General features: G+C 63.1%; 9 protein-coding genes. 6 read left to right on the top strand and 3 right to left on the bottom strand.

Going from position 1 to position 13,942, the window contains the following annotated elements; all coding sequences use genetic code 11:
* Position 1: 1 nt before the first annotated feature.
* The 5 genes from kdpA to kdpE are packed head-to-tail and all read left to right on the top strand — an operon-like array spanning position 2 to position 7,910.
* Positions 2–1,783, top strand: a complete 1,782-nt coding sequence (kdpA, locus tag ACN9MZ_RS26335) for a potassium-transporting ATPase subunit KdpA (protein ID WP_426339767.1) — start codon at positions 2–4, stop codon at positions 1,781–1,783.
* Between the two features lie 12 nt (positions 1,784–1,795).
* Complete coding sequence (kdpB, locus tag ACN9MZ_RS26330) at positions 1,796–3,892, top strand: potassium-transporting ATPase subunit KdpB (RefSeq protein WP_426339766.1); 2,097 nt, start codon at positions 1,796–1,798, stop codon at positions 3,890–3,892.
* A gap of 13 nt (positions 3,893–3,905) precedes the next feature.
* A complete protein-coding gene (gene kdpC / locus ACN9MZ_RS26325; RefSeq protein WP_426339765.1) occupies positions 3,906–4,490 on the top strand; it encodes a potassium-transporting ATPase subunit KdpC in 585 nt (194 codons plus the stop codon).
* A 1-nt stretch (position 4,491) separates the two neighbouring features.
* Positions 4,492–7,206 carry a two-component system sensor histidine kinase KdpD gene (gene kdpD / locus ACN9MZ_RS26320; protein ID WP_426339764.1) on the top strand — a complete coding sequence of 905 codons (2,715 nt, stop codon included), beginning with the start codon at positions 4,492–4,494 and terminating at the stop codon, positions 7,204–7,206.
* Positions 7,203–7,910: a two-component system response regulator KdpE gene (gene kdpE / locus ACN9MZ_RS26315; RefSeq protein ID WP_426339763.1), complete on the top strand. Its 708-nt coding sequence runs from the start codon at positions 7,203–7,205 to the stop codon at positions 7,908–7,910. Before kdpD ends, kdpE begins: the two co-directional genes overlap by 4 nt.
* Here kdpE and ACN9MZ_RS26310 read toward each other — a convergent pair.
* The 3 genes from ACN9MZ_RS26310 to ACN9MZ_RS26300 are packed head-to-tail and all read right to left on the bottom strand — an operon-like array spanning position 7,903 to position 10,516.
* Positions 7,903–9,072 (bottom strand): vWA domain-containing protein, encoded by a 1,170-nt coding sequence (locus tag ACN9MZ_RS26310; RefSeq protein WP_426336430.1) that lies wholly within the window; start codon positions 9,070–9,072, stop codon positions 7,903–7,905. The genes kdpE and ACN9MZ_RS26310 overlap by 8 nt on opposite strands.
* Positions 9,066–9,662, bottom strand: coding sequence for a GNAT family N-acetyltransferase (locus ACN9MZ_RS26305; protein WP_426339762.1), 597 nt, complete (start codon positions 9,660–9,662; stop codon positions 9,066–9,068). The genes ACN9MZ_RS26310 and ACN9MZ_RS26305 overlap by 7 nt, the downstream gene beginning before the upstream one ends.
* Positions 9,662–10,516 (bottom strand): AAA family ATPase, encoded by an 855-nt coding sequence (locus tag ACN9MZ_RS26300; RefSeq protein ID WP_426339761.1) that lies wholly within the window; start codon positions 10,514–10,516, stop codon positions 9,662–9,664. Before ACN9MZ_RS26300 ends, ACN9MZ_RS26305 begins: the two co-directional genes overlap by 1 nt.
* 379 nt (positions 10,517–10,895) lie before the next feature.
* Between ACN9MZ_RS26300 and ACN9MZ_RS26295 the strand changes: the two genes are divergently transcribed.
* Positions 10,896–13,802: an ImpA family metalloprotease gene (locus ACN9MZ_RS26295; protein ID WP_426339760.1), complete on the top strand. Its 2,907-nt coding sequence runs from the start codon at positions 10,896–10,898 to the stop codon at positions 13,800–13,802.
* Positions 13,803–13,942 lie beyond the last annotated feature (140 nt).

Raw genomic sequence — 13,942 nt, 5'->3', positions numbered from 1 at the left:
TATGACCACCCAATCCTTCCTGCTGCTGGCCGTCTTCCTGCTGGTCCTGGTCGCAGCAGCGTGGCCGCTCGGCACCTTGCTGGCTCGCGTGGCCGATGGCAGCAAAATCCCTGGCCTTGGCTGGCTGGCTGCAGTCGAAAGGCTGCTGTACCGCGCCGCTGGCGTGCCGGCCGAAGACGCGCAGCGCGGCATGGGCTGGAAAGCCTACGCCAAGGCACTGCTGGTCTTCAATCTCGTTGGCACCCTGTTTGTCTACGCCGTTCAGCGTCTGCAGGCCTGGCTGCCGCTAAACCCCCAGCGCCTGCCGGGCGTGAGCTCCGACTCCTCGTTCAACACTGCCGTCAGCTTTGTGGCCAACACCAACTGGCAAGGCTATGCGGGCGAACAGACCATGAGCTATTTGAGCCAGATGCTGGCGCTGGCCGGCCAGAACTTCTTCTCGGCTGCCACCGGCATTGCCGTGGCCTTTGCCCTGATCCGCGGTTTCGCCGCGCGCTCGGCCAAGTCGATCGGCAACTTCTGGGTCGACCTGACCCGCACCGTGCTGTACGTATTGCTGCCTTTGTCCCTTGTCTTTGCAGTATTCCTGGTCGGCCAGGGTTCGGTCCAGACCTTCTCCGCCTATAAGGAAGTGCCTTTGCTGGAGCCGGTCACCTACACCGTACCAGGCGCCACGCCCGGGGCGCCCGCGCAAACCCAGGTCGCGGCCACGCAACTGATCGCCATGGGGCCGGTAGCTTCGCAGGAAGCGATCAAGATGCTGGGCACCAACGGGGGCGGCTTCTTCAACGCCAACTCGGCGCATCCCTATGAGAACCCGACCGCGCTGTCGAATTTTGGCGAGATGCTCGCCATTTTCCTGATTCCCGCCGCATTGTGCTTCGCTTTCGGCCGCCTGGTAGGCGATCGCCGCCAGGGTTGGGCCGTGCTGGGCGCTATGACCATCATGTTCGTGGTCGCAGCTACCGGTATCACCGCAGCGGAACAGGCCGCGCAACCGGCACTGCAAGCAATGGGCGTCGACCAGTCAGCCACTTCATTGCAGGCCGGCGGCAATATGGAAGGCAAGGAAACGCGTTTCGGCATTGCGGCCACCGGCCTGTTCGCGACCGTGACCACGGCTGCTTCCTGCGGCGCCGTGAACGGCATGCATGATTCCTTCACGCCCATGGGTGGTGCAGGGCCGATGCTCCTGATGCAGCTTGGGGAGGTGGTGTTCGGTGGCGTGGGCTCGGGCCTGTACGGCATGCTGGTCTTCGCCATCATGGCGGTGTTCATCGCCGGCCTGATGATCGGCCGCACCCCGGAATACCTGGGCAAAAAGATCCAGTCGTACGAGATAAAAATGACATCGATCGCCATCCTGGTGACGCCGACCCTGGTGCTGGTGGGTACCGCCGTTGCCGTCATGCTGGAAGCGGGCAGGGCTGGCGTTGCCAATCCGGGCGCGCATGGTTTCTCCGAGATCCTGTACGCCTTCAGCTCGGCCGCCAACAATAACGGCAGCGCCTTCGCCGGGCTTTCCGCCAATACGCCGTTCTACAACATCATGCTGGCCGTCGCCATGTGGTTTGGCCGCTTCGCGATGATCGTGCCGGTGCTGGCGATTGCCGGTTCGCTGGCCTCCAAACAGCGCCTTCAGGCCAACGCCGGCACCATGCCGACCCATGGCCCGATGTTCGTATTACTGCTGGTAGCCGTGGTGCTGCTGGTGGGCGTGTTGAATTACGTTCCTTCGCTGGCGCTTGGCCCGGTGATCGAACACCTGCAACTGTATAAATAAGGAGTGCACATCATGTCGCAATCGCAGGCGATTCCACTCGCCCAACCCGGCCAGCGCCTCAAGCTGCTCGATTCGCAACTGGTGGTTCCGGCCATCGCCGATGCGTTCCTCAAGCTGAGTCCTGCAGTCCAATTGCGCAGCCCCGTGATGTTTGTCGTCTATATCGGCAGCATCATTACCACGCTGCTTTACATCCAGGCGCTGAACGGCGTTGGCGAGGCCAGCTCCGGCTTTATCCTTGCCACAGCCGTGTGGCTTTGGTTCACCGTGTTGTTCGCAAATTTTGCTGAAGCGCTGGCCGAAGGCCGCAGCAAGGCGCAGGCGGCCTCGCTGCGCAGCCTGAAGCAGAGCGTGACGTCGAAGCGCCTGGCTGCGCCAAAACATGGCACTGCCTGGTTGCCATGCCCGGCCACCGACCTGCGCAAGGGTAACTATGTGCTGGTGGAGGCCGGCGACATCATACCGATCGACGGCACCGTGATCGAAGGCGTGGCCTCGGTGGACGAAAGCGCCATTACCGGCGAATCCGCGCCGGTCATCCGCGAATCGGGCGGCGACTTTTCTTCCGTTACCGGCGGCACCCGCGTGCTGTCCGACTGGCTCGTGGTGCAGGTCACTGCCAACCCGGGCGAGACGTTCCTCGACCGCATGATCGCCATGGTGGAAGGCGCCAAGCGCAAAAAAACGCCGAACGAGATCGCGCTGACGATCCTGCTCGTGGCGCTGACCATCGTGTTCCTGATCGTGACCGCGACCTTGCTGCCATTTTCGCTGTTCTCGGTGGCAGCCGCGCAGGCGGGTTCGCCGATCACCATTACGGTGCTGATTGCGCTGCTGGTGTGCCTGATTCCGACCACCATCGGGGGCTTGCTGTCAGCCATCGGCGTGGCAGGGATGAGCCGGATGATGCAGGCCAACGTTATCGCCACCTCCGGCCGCGCGGTGGAAGCCGCGGGCGATGTCGACGTGCTGTTGCTGGACAAGACCGGCACCATCACACTCGGCAACCGCCAGGCTTCAGCCTTCTTCGCCGCGCCGGGCGTCACCGAGCGCGACCTGGCCGACGTGGCGCAACTGGCTTCGCTGGCGGATGAAACGCCGGAAGGCCGCAGCATCGTGGTGCTGGCCAAGCAGAAGTTCAATATCCGCGAGCGCGAACTGTCGCCGATGCACGCCACCTTCATTCCATTCTCGGCCAACACCGGCATGAGCGGTGTCGACATGGAGGGCCGTGAAGTGCGCAAGGGCTCCGCCGACGCAGTACGCAAGCATGTGGAAGCGGCCGGCCTGCAGTGGCCCGCCGAAGTGGCCCGCACTGTGGAGGATGTATCGCGCCGCGGCAGCACGCCGCTGGTGGTGGCCGACAATGGCCGCGTGGTGGGCGTGGTGGAACTCAAGGACATCGTCAAGGGCGGCATCAAGGAGCGCTTCGCGGAGTTGCGCCGCATGGGCATCAAGACCGTGATGATCACCGGCGACAACAAGCTCACCGCCGCTGCGATTGCGGCAGAAGCCGGCGTGGACGACTTCCTGGCCGAGGCGACGCCTGAGGATAAGTTGAAACTTATCCGCAGCTACCAGGCCGACGGCCGCCTGGTCGCCATGACCGGCGACGGCACCAACGATGCGCCCGCGCTGGCCCAGGCCGACGTAGCCGTGGCCATGAGCTCCGGCACCCAGGCTGCCAAGGAGGCTGGCAATATGGTGGACCTGGATTCGAATCCGACCAAACTGCTGGAGATCGTGGAGATCGGCAAGCAGATGCTGATGACGCGCGGCTCGCTGACCACGTTCTCGATTTCGAACGATATCGCCAAATACTTCGCGATCATTCCCGCAGCCTTCGTCGGCACGTATCCGCAACTGAAGGCGCTGGACGTCATGCACCTGGCCAGCCCCAACTCCGCCATCATGTCCGCCGTGATCTTCAACGCGCTGATCATCGTGTTCCTGATTCCGCTGGCCCTGAAAGGCGTGCGCTATCGCGCCATCGGCGCCACCGCGCTGCTGCGCCGCAACCTGCTGGTGTATGGCGCCGGCGGCCTGGTCCTGCCGTTCATCGGCATCAAATTGATCGACATGCTGCTGGCAGCGTTCAACTTCGTTTAAGGTGGAGAACAAGATGATTTCGACTATTCGTCCCGCGCTGGTGTTGTTTGGCGCGCTGACCCTGGCCTGCGGTGTCGCCTATCCCCTGGCTGTTACCGGCATCGGCGCAGCCATCTTCCCGCACCAGGCAGCCGGTTCGATCCTGGAGGTGGACGGCAAGCCGGTCGGCTCCGCGCTGATCGGCCAGCAATTCACCTCGCCGAAGTATTTCTGGGGCCGCCCGTCGGCCACCGGGCCGATGCCGTACAACGCCAATGGCTCCAGCGGCTCGAACCAGGGCCCGCTCAACCCCGCCTTCACCGATGCCGTGCGCTCCCGCATCGAAGCGCTCAAGGCTGCCGATCCGCGCAACACGGCGCCGATCCCGGTGGACCTTGTCACCGCCTCGGGCAGCGGACTTGACCCGGAAATCAGCCTGGCGGCGGCCGAATACCAGGCCCGGCGCGTGGCGGCCGAGCGCCGCATCGCGCCGGAGAAGGTGCAAGCCCTGATTGCCGAGCATGCATCGGGCACGATGATGGGAATTTTCGGCGAGCCGCGCGTAAATGTCCTGGCGTTGAATCTGGCGCTGGACAAGAAAACGCCGCATACTCGCTGATATGATTCCACTCGACGACGACCGGCCAGATCCCGACGCGCTGCTGGCGCAAATGCAGCAGCAGGAGCGCAAGGCGGCGCGCGGCAGGCTGCGCATCTACTTCGGCGCGTCGGCCGGCGTCGGCAAGACCTACGCCATGCTGTCGACCGCCCGCAAGTTGCAGGCGGCCGGGCAGCTGGTGCTGGTCGGCGTCATCGAGACCCACGGCCGCAGCGAAACGGCGGCGCTGCTGGAAGGGCTGGACGTACTGCCGCTTCGGGCAGTTGCCTATCGCGGCAAGGTCCTGAATGAGTTCGATATTGATGCCGCGCTGGCGCGCCGCCCGCCGCTGGTCCTGATCGACGAACTGGCGCACTCCAACGCGCCGGGCTCGCGCCACCCCAAGCGCTGGCAGGACGTGGAAGAACTGCTGGAAGCCGGCATTGATGTCTTCAGCACCGTCAACGTGCAGCACCTGGAAAGCCTGAACGACGTGGTGGGCGGCATCACCGGTATCCAGGTTAATGAAACCGTGCCCGATACCGTGTTCGACGCCGCCGACGAGGTGGTGCTGGTCGACATCCCGGCCGACGAACTGTTGTCGCGCCTGAAAGGCGGCAAGGTCTACCAGTCCCAGCAGGCCGAACGTGCCGCGAAAAACTTCTTCCGCAAAGGGAACCTGATCGCGCTGCGCGAACTGGCCCTGCGCCGCACTGCCGACCGCATCGAAGACGATGTGCGCGCCTATCGTGTCGAGCAGTCGATCGACACCATCTGGAAAACCGGCGCATCGGTGCTGGCGCTGGTGGGCCCGCGCCCAAGCTGCGAGCAAGTGGTGCGCAGTGCGGCACGCCTGGCGGGACAACTGGGCACGCAATGGCACGCCATCTACGTCGAGACGCCGGCCTTGCAACGCCTGCCGGCCGGGGAGCGTGAGCGCGTCCTGAAAATGCTCAAGCTGGCGCAGGACCTGGGCGCGACCACTGCCGTGCTGTCCGGCAGCGATATCGCCGCCACGGCTGCCGCCTATGCGCGCAGCCACAACCTGTCCAAGATTGCGATGGGGCGGGCGCACCGCAGCTGGCCATGGCGCCGTTCGCATATCCGCAACCTGGCGGCGCACGCGCCGGACATCGACCTGATCGAAGTGTCCGGCAGCGAGCTCGAAGCAGTGCCGGTGCAGGCCGCATCCAGCGCCGCCGCGCAGGACGACGCCGACGAAGATGCGCTGCGCTTCAGGCGGCGGGCGAAGGGCTTTGCGGTGGCTGGCGTCGCCAGCGTCGGCATGGCCCTGCTGGCGACGCCGTTGCTGCCATACTTCGACCTGGCCAATATTGCCATGCTGTTCCTGCTGGTGGTGCTGCTGGTGGCGGTGCGTTACGGGCGCGGGCCATCCGTGCTGGCGACCTGCGTCAGCGTGGCGTGTTTCGACTTTTTCTTCGTGCCGCCTCGCTTCAGTTTCGCGATCTCGGACCTGCAATACGCCATCACCTTTGCCGTGATGCTGGCGGTAGGCCTGATCACCGGCCACCTGACCGCGGGCCTGCGCTTCCAGGCCCGCGTGGCCTCCTATCGGGAAGCACGTGCCCGCGCCCTGTACGAATTCGCGCGCGAGCTGTCCGGTGCGCTGCAGACCGACCAAGTGTTCGAGACCACGGCGCGCTTCGTACAATCGACTTTCAATGCCAAGGCAACGCTGCTGGTGCCTGATGCAGACGGAGGGCTTCACCTGCCGCCAGGCACCGCTCCGGTGCCTGCGCTTGACGAGGGTGTGGCGCAATGGGCGTTCGACCATGCCGAAAGCGCGGGCTTGGGCACGGACACGCTGCCGGCCGGCCCCTTGTTCTACATGCCGCTGGTAGCGCCCATGCGCACCCGTGGCGTGCTGGCCATTGAGCCGGCGCAGCGCCGCTGGCTACTGATTCCCGAGCAGCGGCAGCACCTCGACACCTTCGCGGCGTTGGCTGCAATTGCGCTGGAACGGGTGCATTACGTCGAAGTGGCGCAGGAGGCGCTGGTCAATATGGAATCGGAACGGTTGCGCAATTCGCTGCTGGCGGCCTTGTCGCACGACCTGCGCACGCCGCTGACTTCACTGGTTGGCCTGTCGGAGTCGCTGGCCGGTTCGCGCCCGGCGCTGTCGGCGCAGCAGCTTTCCCTCGCCAGCTCCCTGCATGCCGAAGCGCTGCGCATGAGCGCCTTGGTCGCCAACCTGCTCGACATGGCACGCATCGAAAGCGGCGAATTGAAATTCAACCTGCAATGGCAACCGCTGGAAGAAGTGGTGGGCAGCGCCTTGCGTTCGAGCCGCCTGCAGCTGACAGGGCACAAGGTCAGCACCCAGCTCTCGCTCGGCTTGCCCCTGTTGCGCTTTGATGCAGTGCTCATCGAACGCGTCCTTTGCAACCTGCTGGAAAACGCCGCCAAGTACACGCCGGTCGGCGCATCCATCGTGATCTACGCCGTGCAGCGCGGCGAGTTCGTGCGGGTCATGGTGTACGATAACGGCCCGGGCCTGCCGCGTGGCCGCGAAGAGGCGATCTTTGAAAAATTCACCCGCGGCGAAAAAGAATCAGCCAAGCCGGGGGTCGGCCTTGGGCTGGCGATTTGCCGCGCCATTGTCGAAGCGCATGGCGGCACGATAGCGGCGGACAAGTCTCCGCTCGGCGGCGCCGCCTTAGTCTTCACGCTGCCGGTCGGTACGCCGCCAAGGCTGCCTGAAATCGAGGAAGAATGAACACCCAACAATCCGAGATAGTCCCCACCGCCTTGCTGGTGGAGGACGAACCCCAGATCCGCCGCTTCGTGCGCGCCGTGCTGGAAGAAGAGGGCTGGCACGTGCACGAATCGGCCAGCATGCAGCGCGGCTTGATCGACGCCGGGACGCGCCGGCCCGACCTGGTGATCCTCGACCTCGGCCTGCCGGATGGCGACGGCAACGACTTCATCGCCGACTTGCGCAAATGGTCGAACGTCCCGGTCATCGTGCTGTCCGCGCGCGTCAACGAAGCGGACAAGATCAAGGCGCTCGACGCCGGCGCCGACGATTACCTGAGCAAGCCATTCGGTACCGGCGAGCTGCTGGCCCGGGTGCGGGCCACCCTGCGCCGCCAGCGCCAACCGCAGGCCGACAGCGCCGGCCAGGTGCAATTTGGCGAAGTAGCAGTGGACTTGCCGAACCGACGTGTCACCAAGCGCGGCGAGCACGTCCACCTGACGCCCACCGAATACCGCTTGCTGTCAGTGCTGGTCGCCAACGCAGGCCGCGTGATGACTGCGCCCCAGTTGCTGCGCGCCGTCTGGGGTCCCGCGCAATCGGACAACAGCCACTACCTGCGCATCTACATGGGCCACCTGCGCCACAAGCTGGAAGACGACCCCGCCCAGCCGCAATACCTGCTGACCGAAACCGCCGTCGGCTACCGCCTCCAGCTTACTTAGACAACATGCGCATGGCGCGCTCGAGGCCTTCGATGGTGATGGGGAACATGCGGTTCTGCATGATCTGCTTGATGACGCTGATCGATTGGCGGTATTGCCACAGGCCTTCCGGCTCGGGGTTGAGCCAGATGAACTTGGGGAAGTGCGAGGTGAACCGTCCGAGCCATTCGGCGCCGGCTTCCTCGTTGTTGTATTCGACCGAGCCGCCGGGCTGCAGCACTTCGTAGGGACTCATGGTGGCATCGCCGACGAAGATCAACTTGGTGTCGGGCGGGTATTTGCGCAGCACGTCCCAGGTGGCGAAGCGTTCGGCGTTGCGGCGGCGGTTGCTGCGCCACAGGTAGTCGTAAACGCAGTTGTGGAAGTAGTAGAACTCCATGTTCTTGAACTCGGTCTTGGCGGCCGAGAACAGTTCTTCCGCGCGTTCGATGTGGTCGTCCATCGTGCCGCCTACGTCCATCAGCATCAGCACCTTGACGTTGTTCTTGCGCTCGGGCTGCATCTTGATGTCGAGGTAGCCGGCATTGTTGGCGGTGGCGCGGATGGTCTGGTCCAGTGCCAGTTCCTCGGCCGCGCCTTCGCGCGCGAACTTGCGCAGGCGGCGCAGGGCGACCTTGATGTTGCGCGTGCCCAGTTCGCGCTCGCCGTCGTAGTCCTTGTAGGTGCGCTGCTCCCACACTTTGACCGCGGTGCGGTTGCCACCCTTGCCGCCGATGCGGATGCCTTCGGGATTGGTGCCGCCATTGCCGAACGGGGAGGTGCCGCCGCTGCCGATCCATTTGTTGCCGCCTTCGTGGCGTTCCTTCTGCTCTTTCAGCAGCTCATTCAGGCGGTCCATCAGCTTGTCGTAGCCGAATTTCTCCAGCGCGGCGATCTGCTCGGGCGTCAGTTCGCGCTTCATGCGCTGCAGCAGCCAGTCGAGCGGGATCTCCTTGGTGGTGTCGAAGACGGCGTTGATGCCTTTGAAATACTGGCCGAAGGCGCGGTCGAACTTGTCGTAGTTGGCCTCGTCCTTCACCAGGCACAGGCGGCTCATGTAGTAGAAGTCGTCCAGCGATGGCTCCAGCACCTGCTTTTGCATGGCTTCCAGCAGGGTGAGGAATTCCTTGATCGTGACCGGGATTCTGGCGTCTTTCAGCGTGAAGAAGAAGTCGATCAGCATGCTGCCTCCCTCCGCGCCAGCAAGTAGCGCAGTTGCGCCTTCACTTCCGGCCACTCGCCGCGCACGATGCTGTACATGACCGTGTCGCGTACGGTGCCGTCGCGGCGCACGGCGTGGTGGCGGATCACGCCGTCCTTCTTTGCGCCGAGTCGTTCGATGGCGGCCTGCGAGGCGTGGTTGAAGTTATCGGTGCGGAAGCCGACCACGGCGCAGCCCAGCGTTTCGAAGGCGTGCGTCAGCAACATCAGCTTGCAGGTGGTGTTCACATGCGTGCGCTGCACGCTGCGGCGGTACCAGGTGTAGCCGATTTCGGCGCGGTCGATGGCGGGCACGATGTCGTGGTAGCTGGTGGTGCCCAGCACCTGGCCGCTGGCCGCATCCAGCACGGCGAAGGCCAGCCGGAAAGGGCGCATGTCCAGCGCGGTGGCGATGTAGGCTTCCACCTTGTGCGGCTCCGGCACGGAGGTGATGCGCAGCTTCCACAGCTCGCCGTCCTGCGCGGCTTCACGCAGGGCGTCGGCGTGCTGCGGTCCGAGCGGCTCCAGGCGCAGGCCGTTGGCTTCCAGCGTGACCGGGGTTGGTGCGTCCATCAGCGGTTGGTCCTCGACATGAATACCAGGCGTTCGAACAGGTGCACGTCCTGTTCGTTTTTCAGCAGGGCGCCGTGCAGCGGCGGGACAGCGGCCTTCTGGTCCTTGCTTCGCAGGACTTCCGGCGGGATGTCTTCGGCCATCAGGAGCTTCAGCCAGTCGAGGAACTCGCTGGTCGATGGTTTCTTCTTCAGGCCCGGCACGTCGCGCACTTCGTAGAAGGTTTGCAGGGCCGTGGCCAGCAATTCCTGCTTCAGGTGAGGGTAGTGGACCTTGACGATGGCTTCCATCGTGTCCTTGTCCGGGAATTTGATGTAGTGGAAGAAGCAGCGGCGCAGGAAGGCGTCCGGCAGTTCCTTCTCGTTATTCGAGGTGATGATCACCAGGGGGCGGTGCTTGGCGGTGACCATCTCGCGCGTCTCGTAGACGTAGAACTCCATGCGGTCGAGTTCACGCAGCAGGTCGTTCGGGAATTCGATGTCGGCCTTGTCGATCTCGTCGATCAGCAGCACCACCGGTTCCGGCGCGGTGAAGGCTTGCCACAGCACGCCCTTGACGATGTAGTTGTGGATGTCGCGCACGCGTTCATCGCCCAGTTGCGAGTCGCGCAGGCGGGACACGGCGTCGTATTCGTACAGCCCTTGCTGGGCCTTGGTGGTGGATTTGATATGCCACTGCATCAGCGGCATGTCGAGGGCGGCGGCGACTTCTTCGGCCAGCATGGTCTTGCCGGTGCCCGGCTCGCCCTTGATCAGCAAGGGACGCTGCAGGGTGAGGGCGGCGTTGACGGCCAGCTTCAGGTCATTGGTGGCGACGTAGTTGTCTGAGCCTTCAAAGCGTTGCGGTGCGTGCATAGAAAAATTTCCAGTGAGTTGATCAATGGAAGTATATGCCAGAGCGGCCTGGCGCGGTGCCGCAGTCCTCGGATTTTAATTAACTTTTTTATATTATTTCGTTGCACTTTTATATTCTTATTTGATGCTATTGCGTTAATGCATATTTATTGTTTTGCAAACTCGCGGTTGCTGCCGGGCGCACCGCTCAGCGTGCATTTGCCCGCTGATTTCTGCCGGTTCTGGCCGAAATGTCCTCCTTCTGTTGCTAATTACTCACTAATGAGAGTGCCCTCGAAAATTAGCCGGATATATCTCTTGTCTTTTGAGATATACTTCGCGCCATTTCCATATGGCAACATTTTTTCGACTGCTAATATTCTTCAGATAAAGGGCTGGTGTGAATAAGAACCTATTCCAATTAATTCCCCTGGTCGCCTTGTTGGCAGGCCTTGCAGGCTGCGGCGGCGGCTCCGACAGTGGCGCCAGCGGTGCGCCTGGCAGTGGCTCGACCGGTAGCGGCAATCCTGCGACGGGTGGCAGCCAGCCATCCACGCCTCCTTCAGGCGGCCAGACCAGCGGTCTAACCGGGGTCAGCGCAGCGTTGACGGCCGGTGATGCCCAGTACGCCACGACCGATGAAATCATGCAGGCGGCGCAGGCCCTGATGTCAGGGCAGACCGCCAAGTACGGTGAACTCAAGCAGGCTTTGTTCCAGCTCAGCGCGGATGGCAAGCGGACCAGTTCCAGCATTGGGCTCATCGACTGGAATCCAAGCCATGATTCGTCGGTTTTCGGCGTGGTCGACAACTCGCGCAACCACGTTATCCTGCCTTCCAACTGGAGCTATAGCGACAGCGCCGCCGGTGACGGTTCCGCCCTGGCGGTCGCCGGCGTTGCACCAGGCAGCAATGCGCGCTACGCCGCCTTTGGCGGCAATCCGCTGGGCGTGCCGGGCAACGCCAATATGGACCAGTTCATGGTCAACCTGGCGACCTGGTTGACCGCGCGCAGCAGCCTGGCCAACCTGAAGGTCGTTACCGCGCACCTGCCTGGCACCGAGACCTATTGGTTCCCTTACGAGAAGAAGGTGCGCGACTGGTTCTTTGCCAAGTCGCCGACGGCAACGGTCAACGGCTTGGCGGCTGGCGCTACGCAAAAAGACAATGTGTGCGACGGGGCTGCGCTGGCGGGCTGCCTGCAGAACGCGGACCTGCTGGTGATTGGCCGCGAGCAGGGGCCGGGCGCCTACGATGGCGCGGCTGTCATGCAAGCGGTGGCCGACGCCCAGAAGCGCGGCATTCCGGTGCTGTACCTGCATCACTACCGCGACAGCGACGACCTGTCCGACCGCTTGCTCAATTACTTCGGTCTCAGCCAGCAAACCAATTACTGGAGCAAGCAAGGCCTGTTGTCCTTCGACCCAGCGGCCTTGCCGGCGAATTCGCCGCAACTGAGCAAGTTCCAGAACCTGCTCAACCGACTGAACCAGAACAACTTCAGCACCAGCTGGAGCGGTTGCACGAGCGGCGGCCGCATCGACTGCTCGGATGACGTTGCGTACATGGCGGAATTCGGCAATCCGGTCAAGGATGTGCAGGACGTGATCAGGGACCTGGACAACCCGCAGGCGCCATTGTTCGCCCAGACCGGTTACCAGCTGGAGAAGCTGCTGGTCCTGCTGGGCGACAAATACCGTGCGGCCCTGTCCTACCCGATGACCAAAACCGCCAACCGCCAGGACTTTTTCCGCGGCCTGTTCTCCGACATGACGGTGATGTACAACCGCAGCGTCACGACTGTCGCGAAGAACCTGGGCAATTTCTCGGACCTGTTCCCGGCGACCACGCCGACCGTGTCCAGCACCGTTACCACGGGCCTGCCGAGCAGCGGCACCAAGCAATACATGACCGGCCTGTACGTCATGCCGGGAACGAAGGTGACCCTGACCCGCACCGACAACGGTGGCAACACGGTGCGCTTCGGCCTGAACATGCTGCGCGATACCACCTGGATCTTCAACACCTATGACCGTCCGTCGCAAATCAGCTCGCCGCGTTTCGCGCTGGAGCCCAACAAGCCGGTCGTGATCAGCAGCCCTTATGGCGGTCCGCTGATCCTGTTCATCGATGCACCGGTGGCCGGCGAACAGTCGGTCAGCGTGAAGGTCGATGGCGTGATCACGCATCCTATCCTGCGCAATGCCTACGACCCGGTGCAGGTTGCGGCCTTCCAGGATGCCGTCAACACGACGCCGACCGGCTGGGTGGTCTTTGCCACCGATACGCTGACCGTGCAGTCGCAGAAGGACAAGTTCAAGCGCACCATTTCCAACTACCAGGGCAATATGGTGCGGCTGGCGGATACCACCTTCAAGTACACCATCAAGGATACTTACGAGCTGGCCGGCTTCAACGCCTCAAGCGGCTTCCTGAGCCTGGCGCCCAGCGTCAAGGCCAAGTGCGACAGCCTGGGCTGGGACTGCACCGGCACCCAGCACCGCCGCGACACCATGCAAAACGTGATCGCCGATTCGCATGCCGCTTGCGGCAACGGCTGCTCCGGCAATCCTTATGACCAGGACTGGCCGTTCGAGCCGCTTGGCTGGGGCGAGTCGCATGAGATCGGACATAACCTGCAGGTTTGGCGCATGAAGATTTACGGCGGCCAGTCGACGGAAGTGTCGAACAACATCTTCCCGGTGCATAAGATGATCAAGTTCAATCAATCGCCTGCCGGCATTGCCGCCCCGCTCAAGGCGCGCCCGGATACCGGTTTCGCCGCGTTCAGCGCCCTGAAAACCGCGCTGGCTGCTGCCGATCCGGCCAACGCCATGTTCAACAGCACCTGGTCCGACAGCAGCTACGCCGCCAACAACTCGGTACGCATCATGTTCTATCGCCAGCTGGTGGAATACGCACACTATTACAACAGCAGCTTTGTCGACGGATGGGAGCTGCCGACCCTGCAATACCTGCTGGACCGTAATATGAGCGCCAGTTCGGGCAACTGGGCCAGCGTGGCATCGGGCTATGGCTTCGGCACCTACACCAGCTACCCTTCCAATATGGACGGCAACGACTTCATGCTGGTCTCGAGCTCCTTCCTGATTGGCCGCGACATGCGTCCGATGTTCAAGCTGTGGGGCATCACGGTCAGCGCGGCAGCGGAAGCCCAGGTGGCGGCATACAACCTGCCGGCAGCAGCGCAGCTGTTCTTCCCGATGAATGACTTGATCAGCTCGGGCAGCGGCGTGGGTCAGCCGGTCGCCATGAGTGCAACTGCCAGCTATCCGGCCGGCTATTAAGGCCCAGCCGGGGCTTGCTGTCATGGCAAGCCCTGGCAAACCACAGTTTCAGGCTGTTGCTTGTTCCATCTTATGGACGATTGGCCAACTTCTAAGGTAAAATCGCAGGTTGAGGGCGCAAAGGAGCGGTTTTGTTGCGC

This window comes from Pseudoduganella sp. S-14, from assembly GCF_049913285.1.
Lineage (GTDB): Bacteria > Pseudomonadota > Gammaproteobacteria > Burkholderiales > Burkholderiaceae_D > Rugamonas.
Note: the sequence above shows the minus strand (reverse complement) of the source record. Positions and strands in the feature narration are given on the sequence as shown.

Excerpts from the sequence above, each read along its gene's own strand:
- kdpA (WP_426339767.1), top strand. The coding sequence starts at position 2 with ATGACCACCCAATCCTTCCTGCTGCTGGCCGTCTTCCTGCTGGTCCTG.
- kdpB (WP_426339766.1), top strand. The coding sequence starts at position 1,796 with ATGTCGCAATCGCAGGCGATTCCACTCGCCCAACCCGGCCAGCGCCTC.
- kdpC (WP_426339765.1), top strand. The coding sequence starts at position 3,906 with ATGATTTCGACTATTCGTCCCGCGCTGGTGTTGTTTGGCGCGCTGACC.
- kdpD (WP_426339764.1), top strand. The coding sequence starts at position 4,492 with ATGATTCCACTCGACGACGACCGGCCAGATCCCGACGCGCTGCTGGCG.
- kdpE (WP_426339763.1), top strand. The coding sequence starts at position 7,203 with ATGAACACCCAACAATCCGAGATAGTCCCCACCGCCTTGCTGGTGGAG.
- ACN9MZ_RS26310 (WP_426336430.1), bottom strand. The coding sequence starts at position 9,072 with ATGCTGATCGACTTCTTCTTCACGCTGAAAGACGCCAGAATCCCGGTC.
- ACN9MZ_RS26305 (WP_426339762.1), bottom strand. The coding sequence starts at position 9,662 with ATGGACGCACCAACCCCGGTCACGCTGGAAGCCAACGGCCTGCGCCTG.
- ACN9MZ_RS26300 (WP_426339761.1), bottom strand. The coding sequence starts at position 10,516 with ATGCACGCACCGCAACGCTTTGAAGGCTCAGACAACTACGTCGCCACC.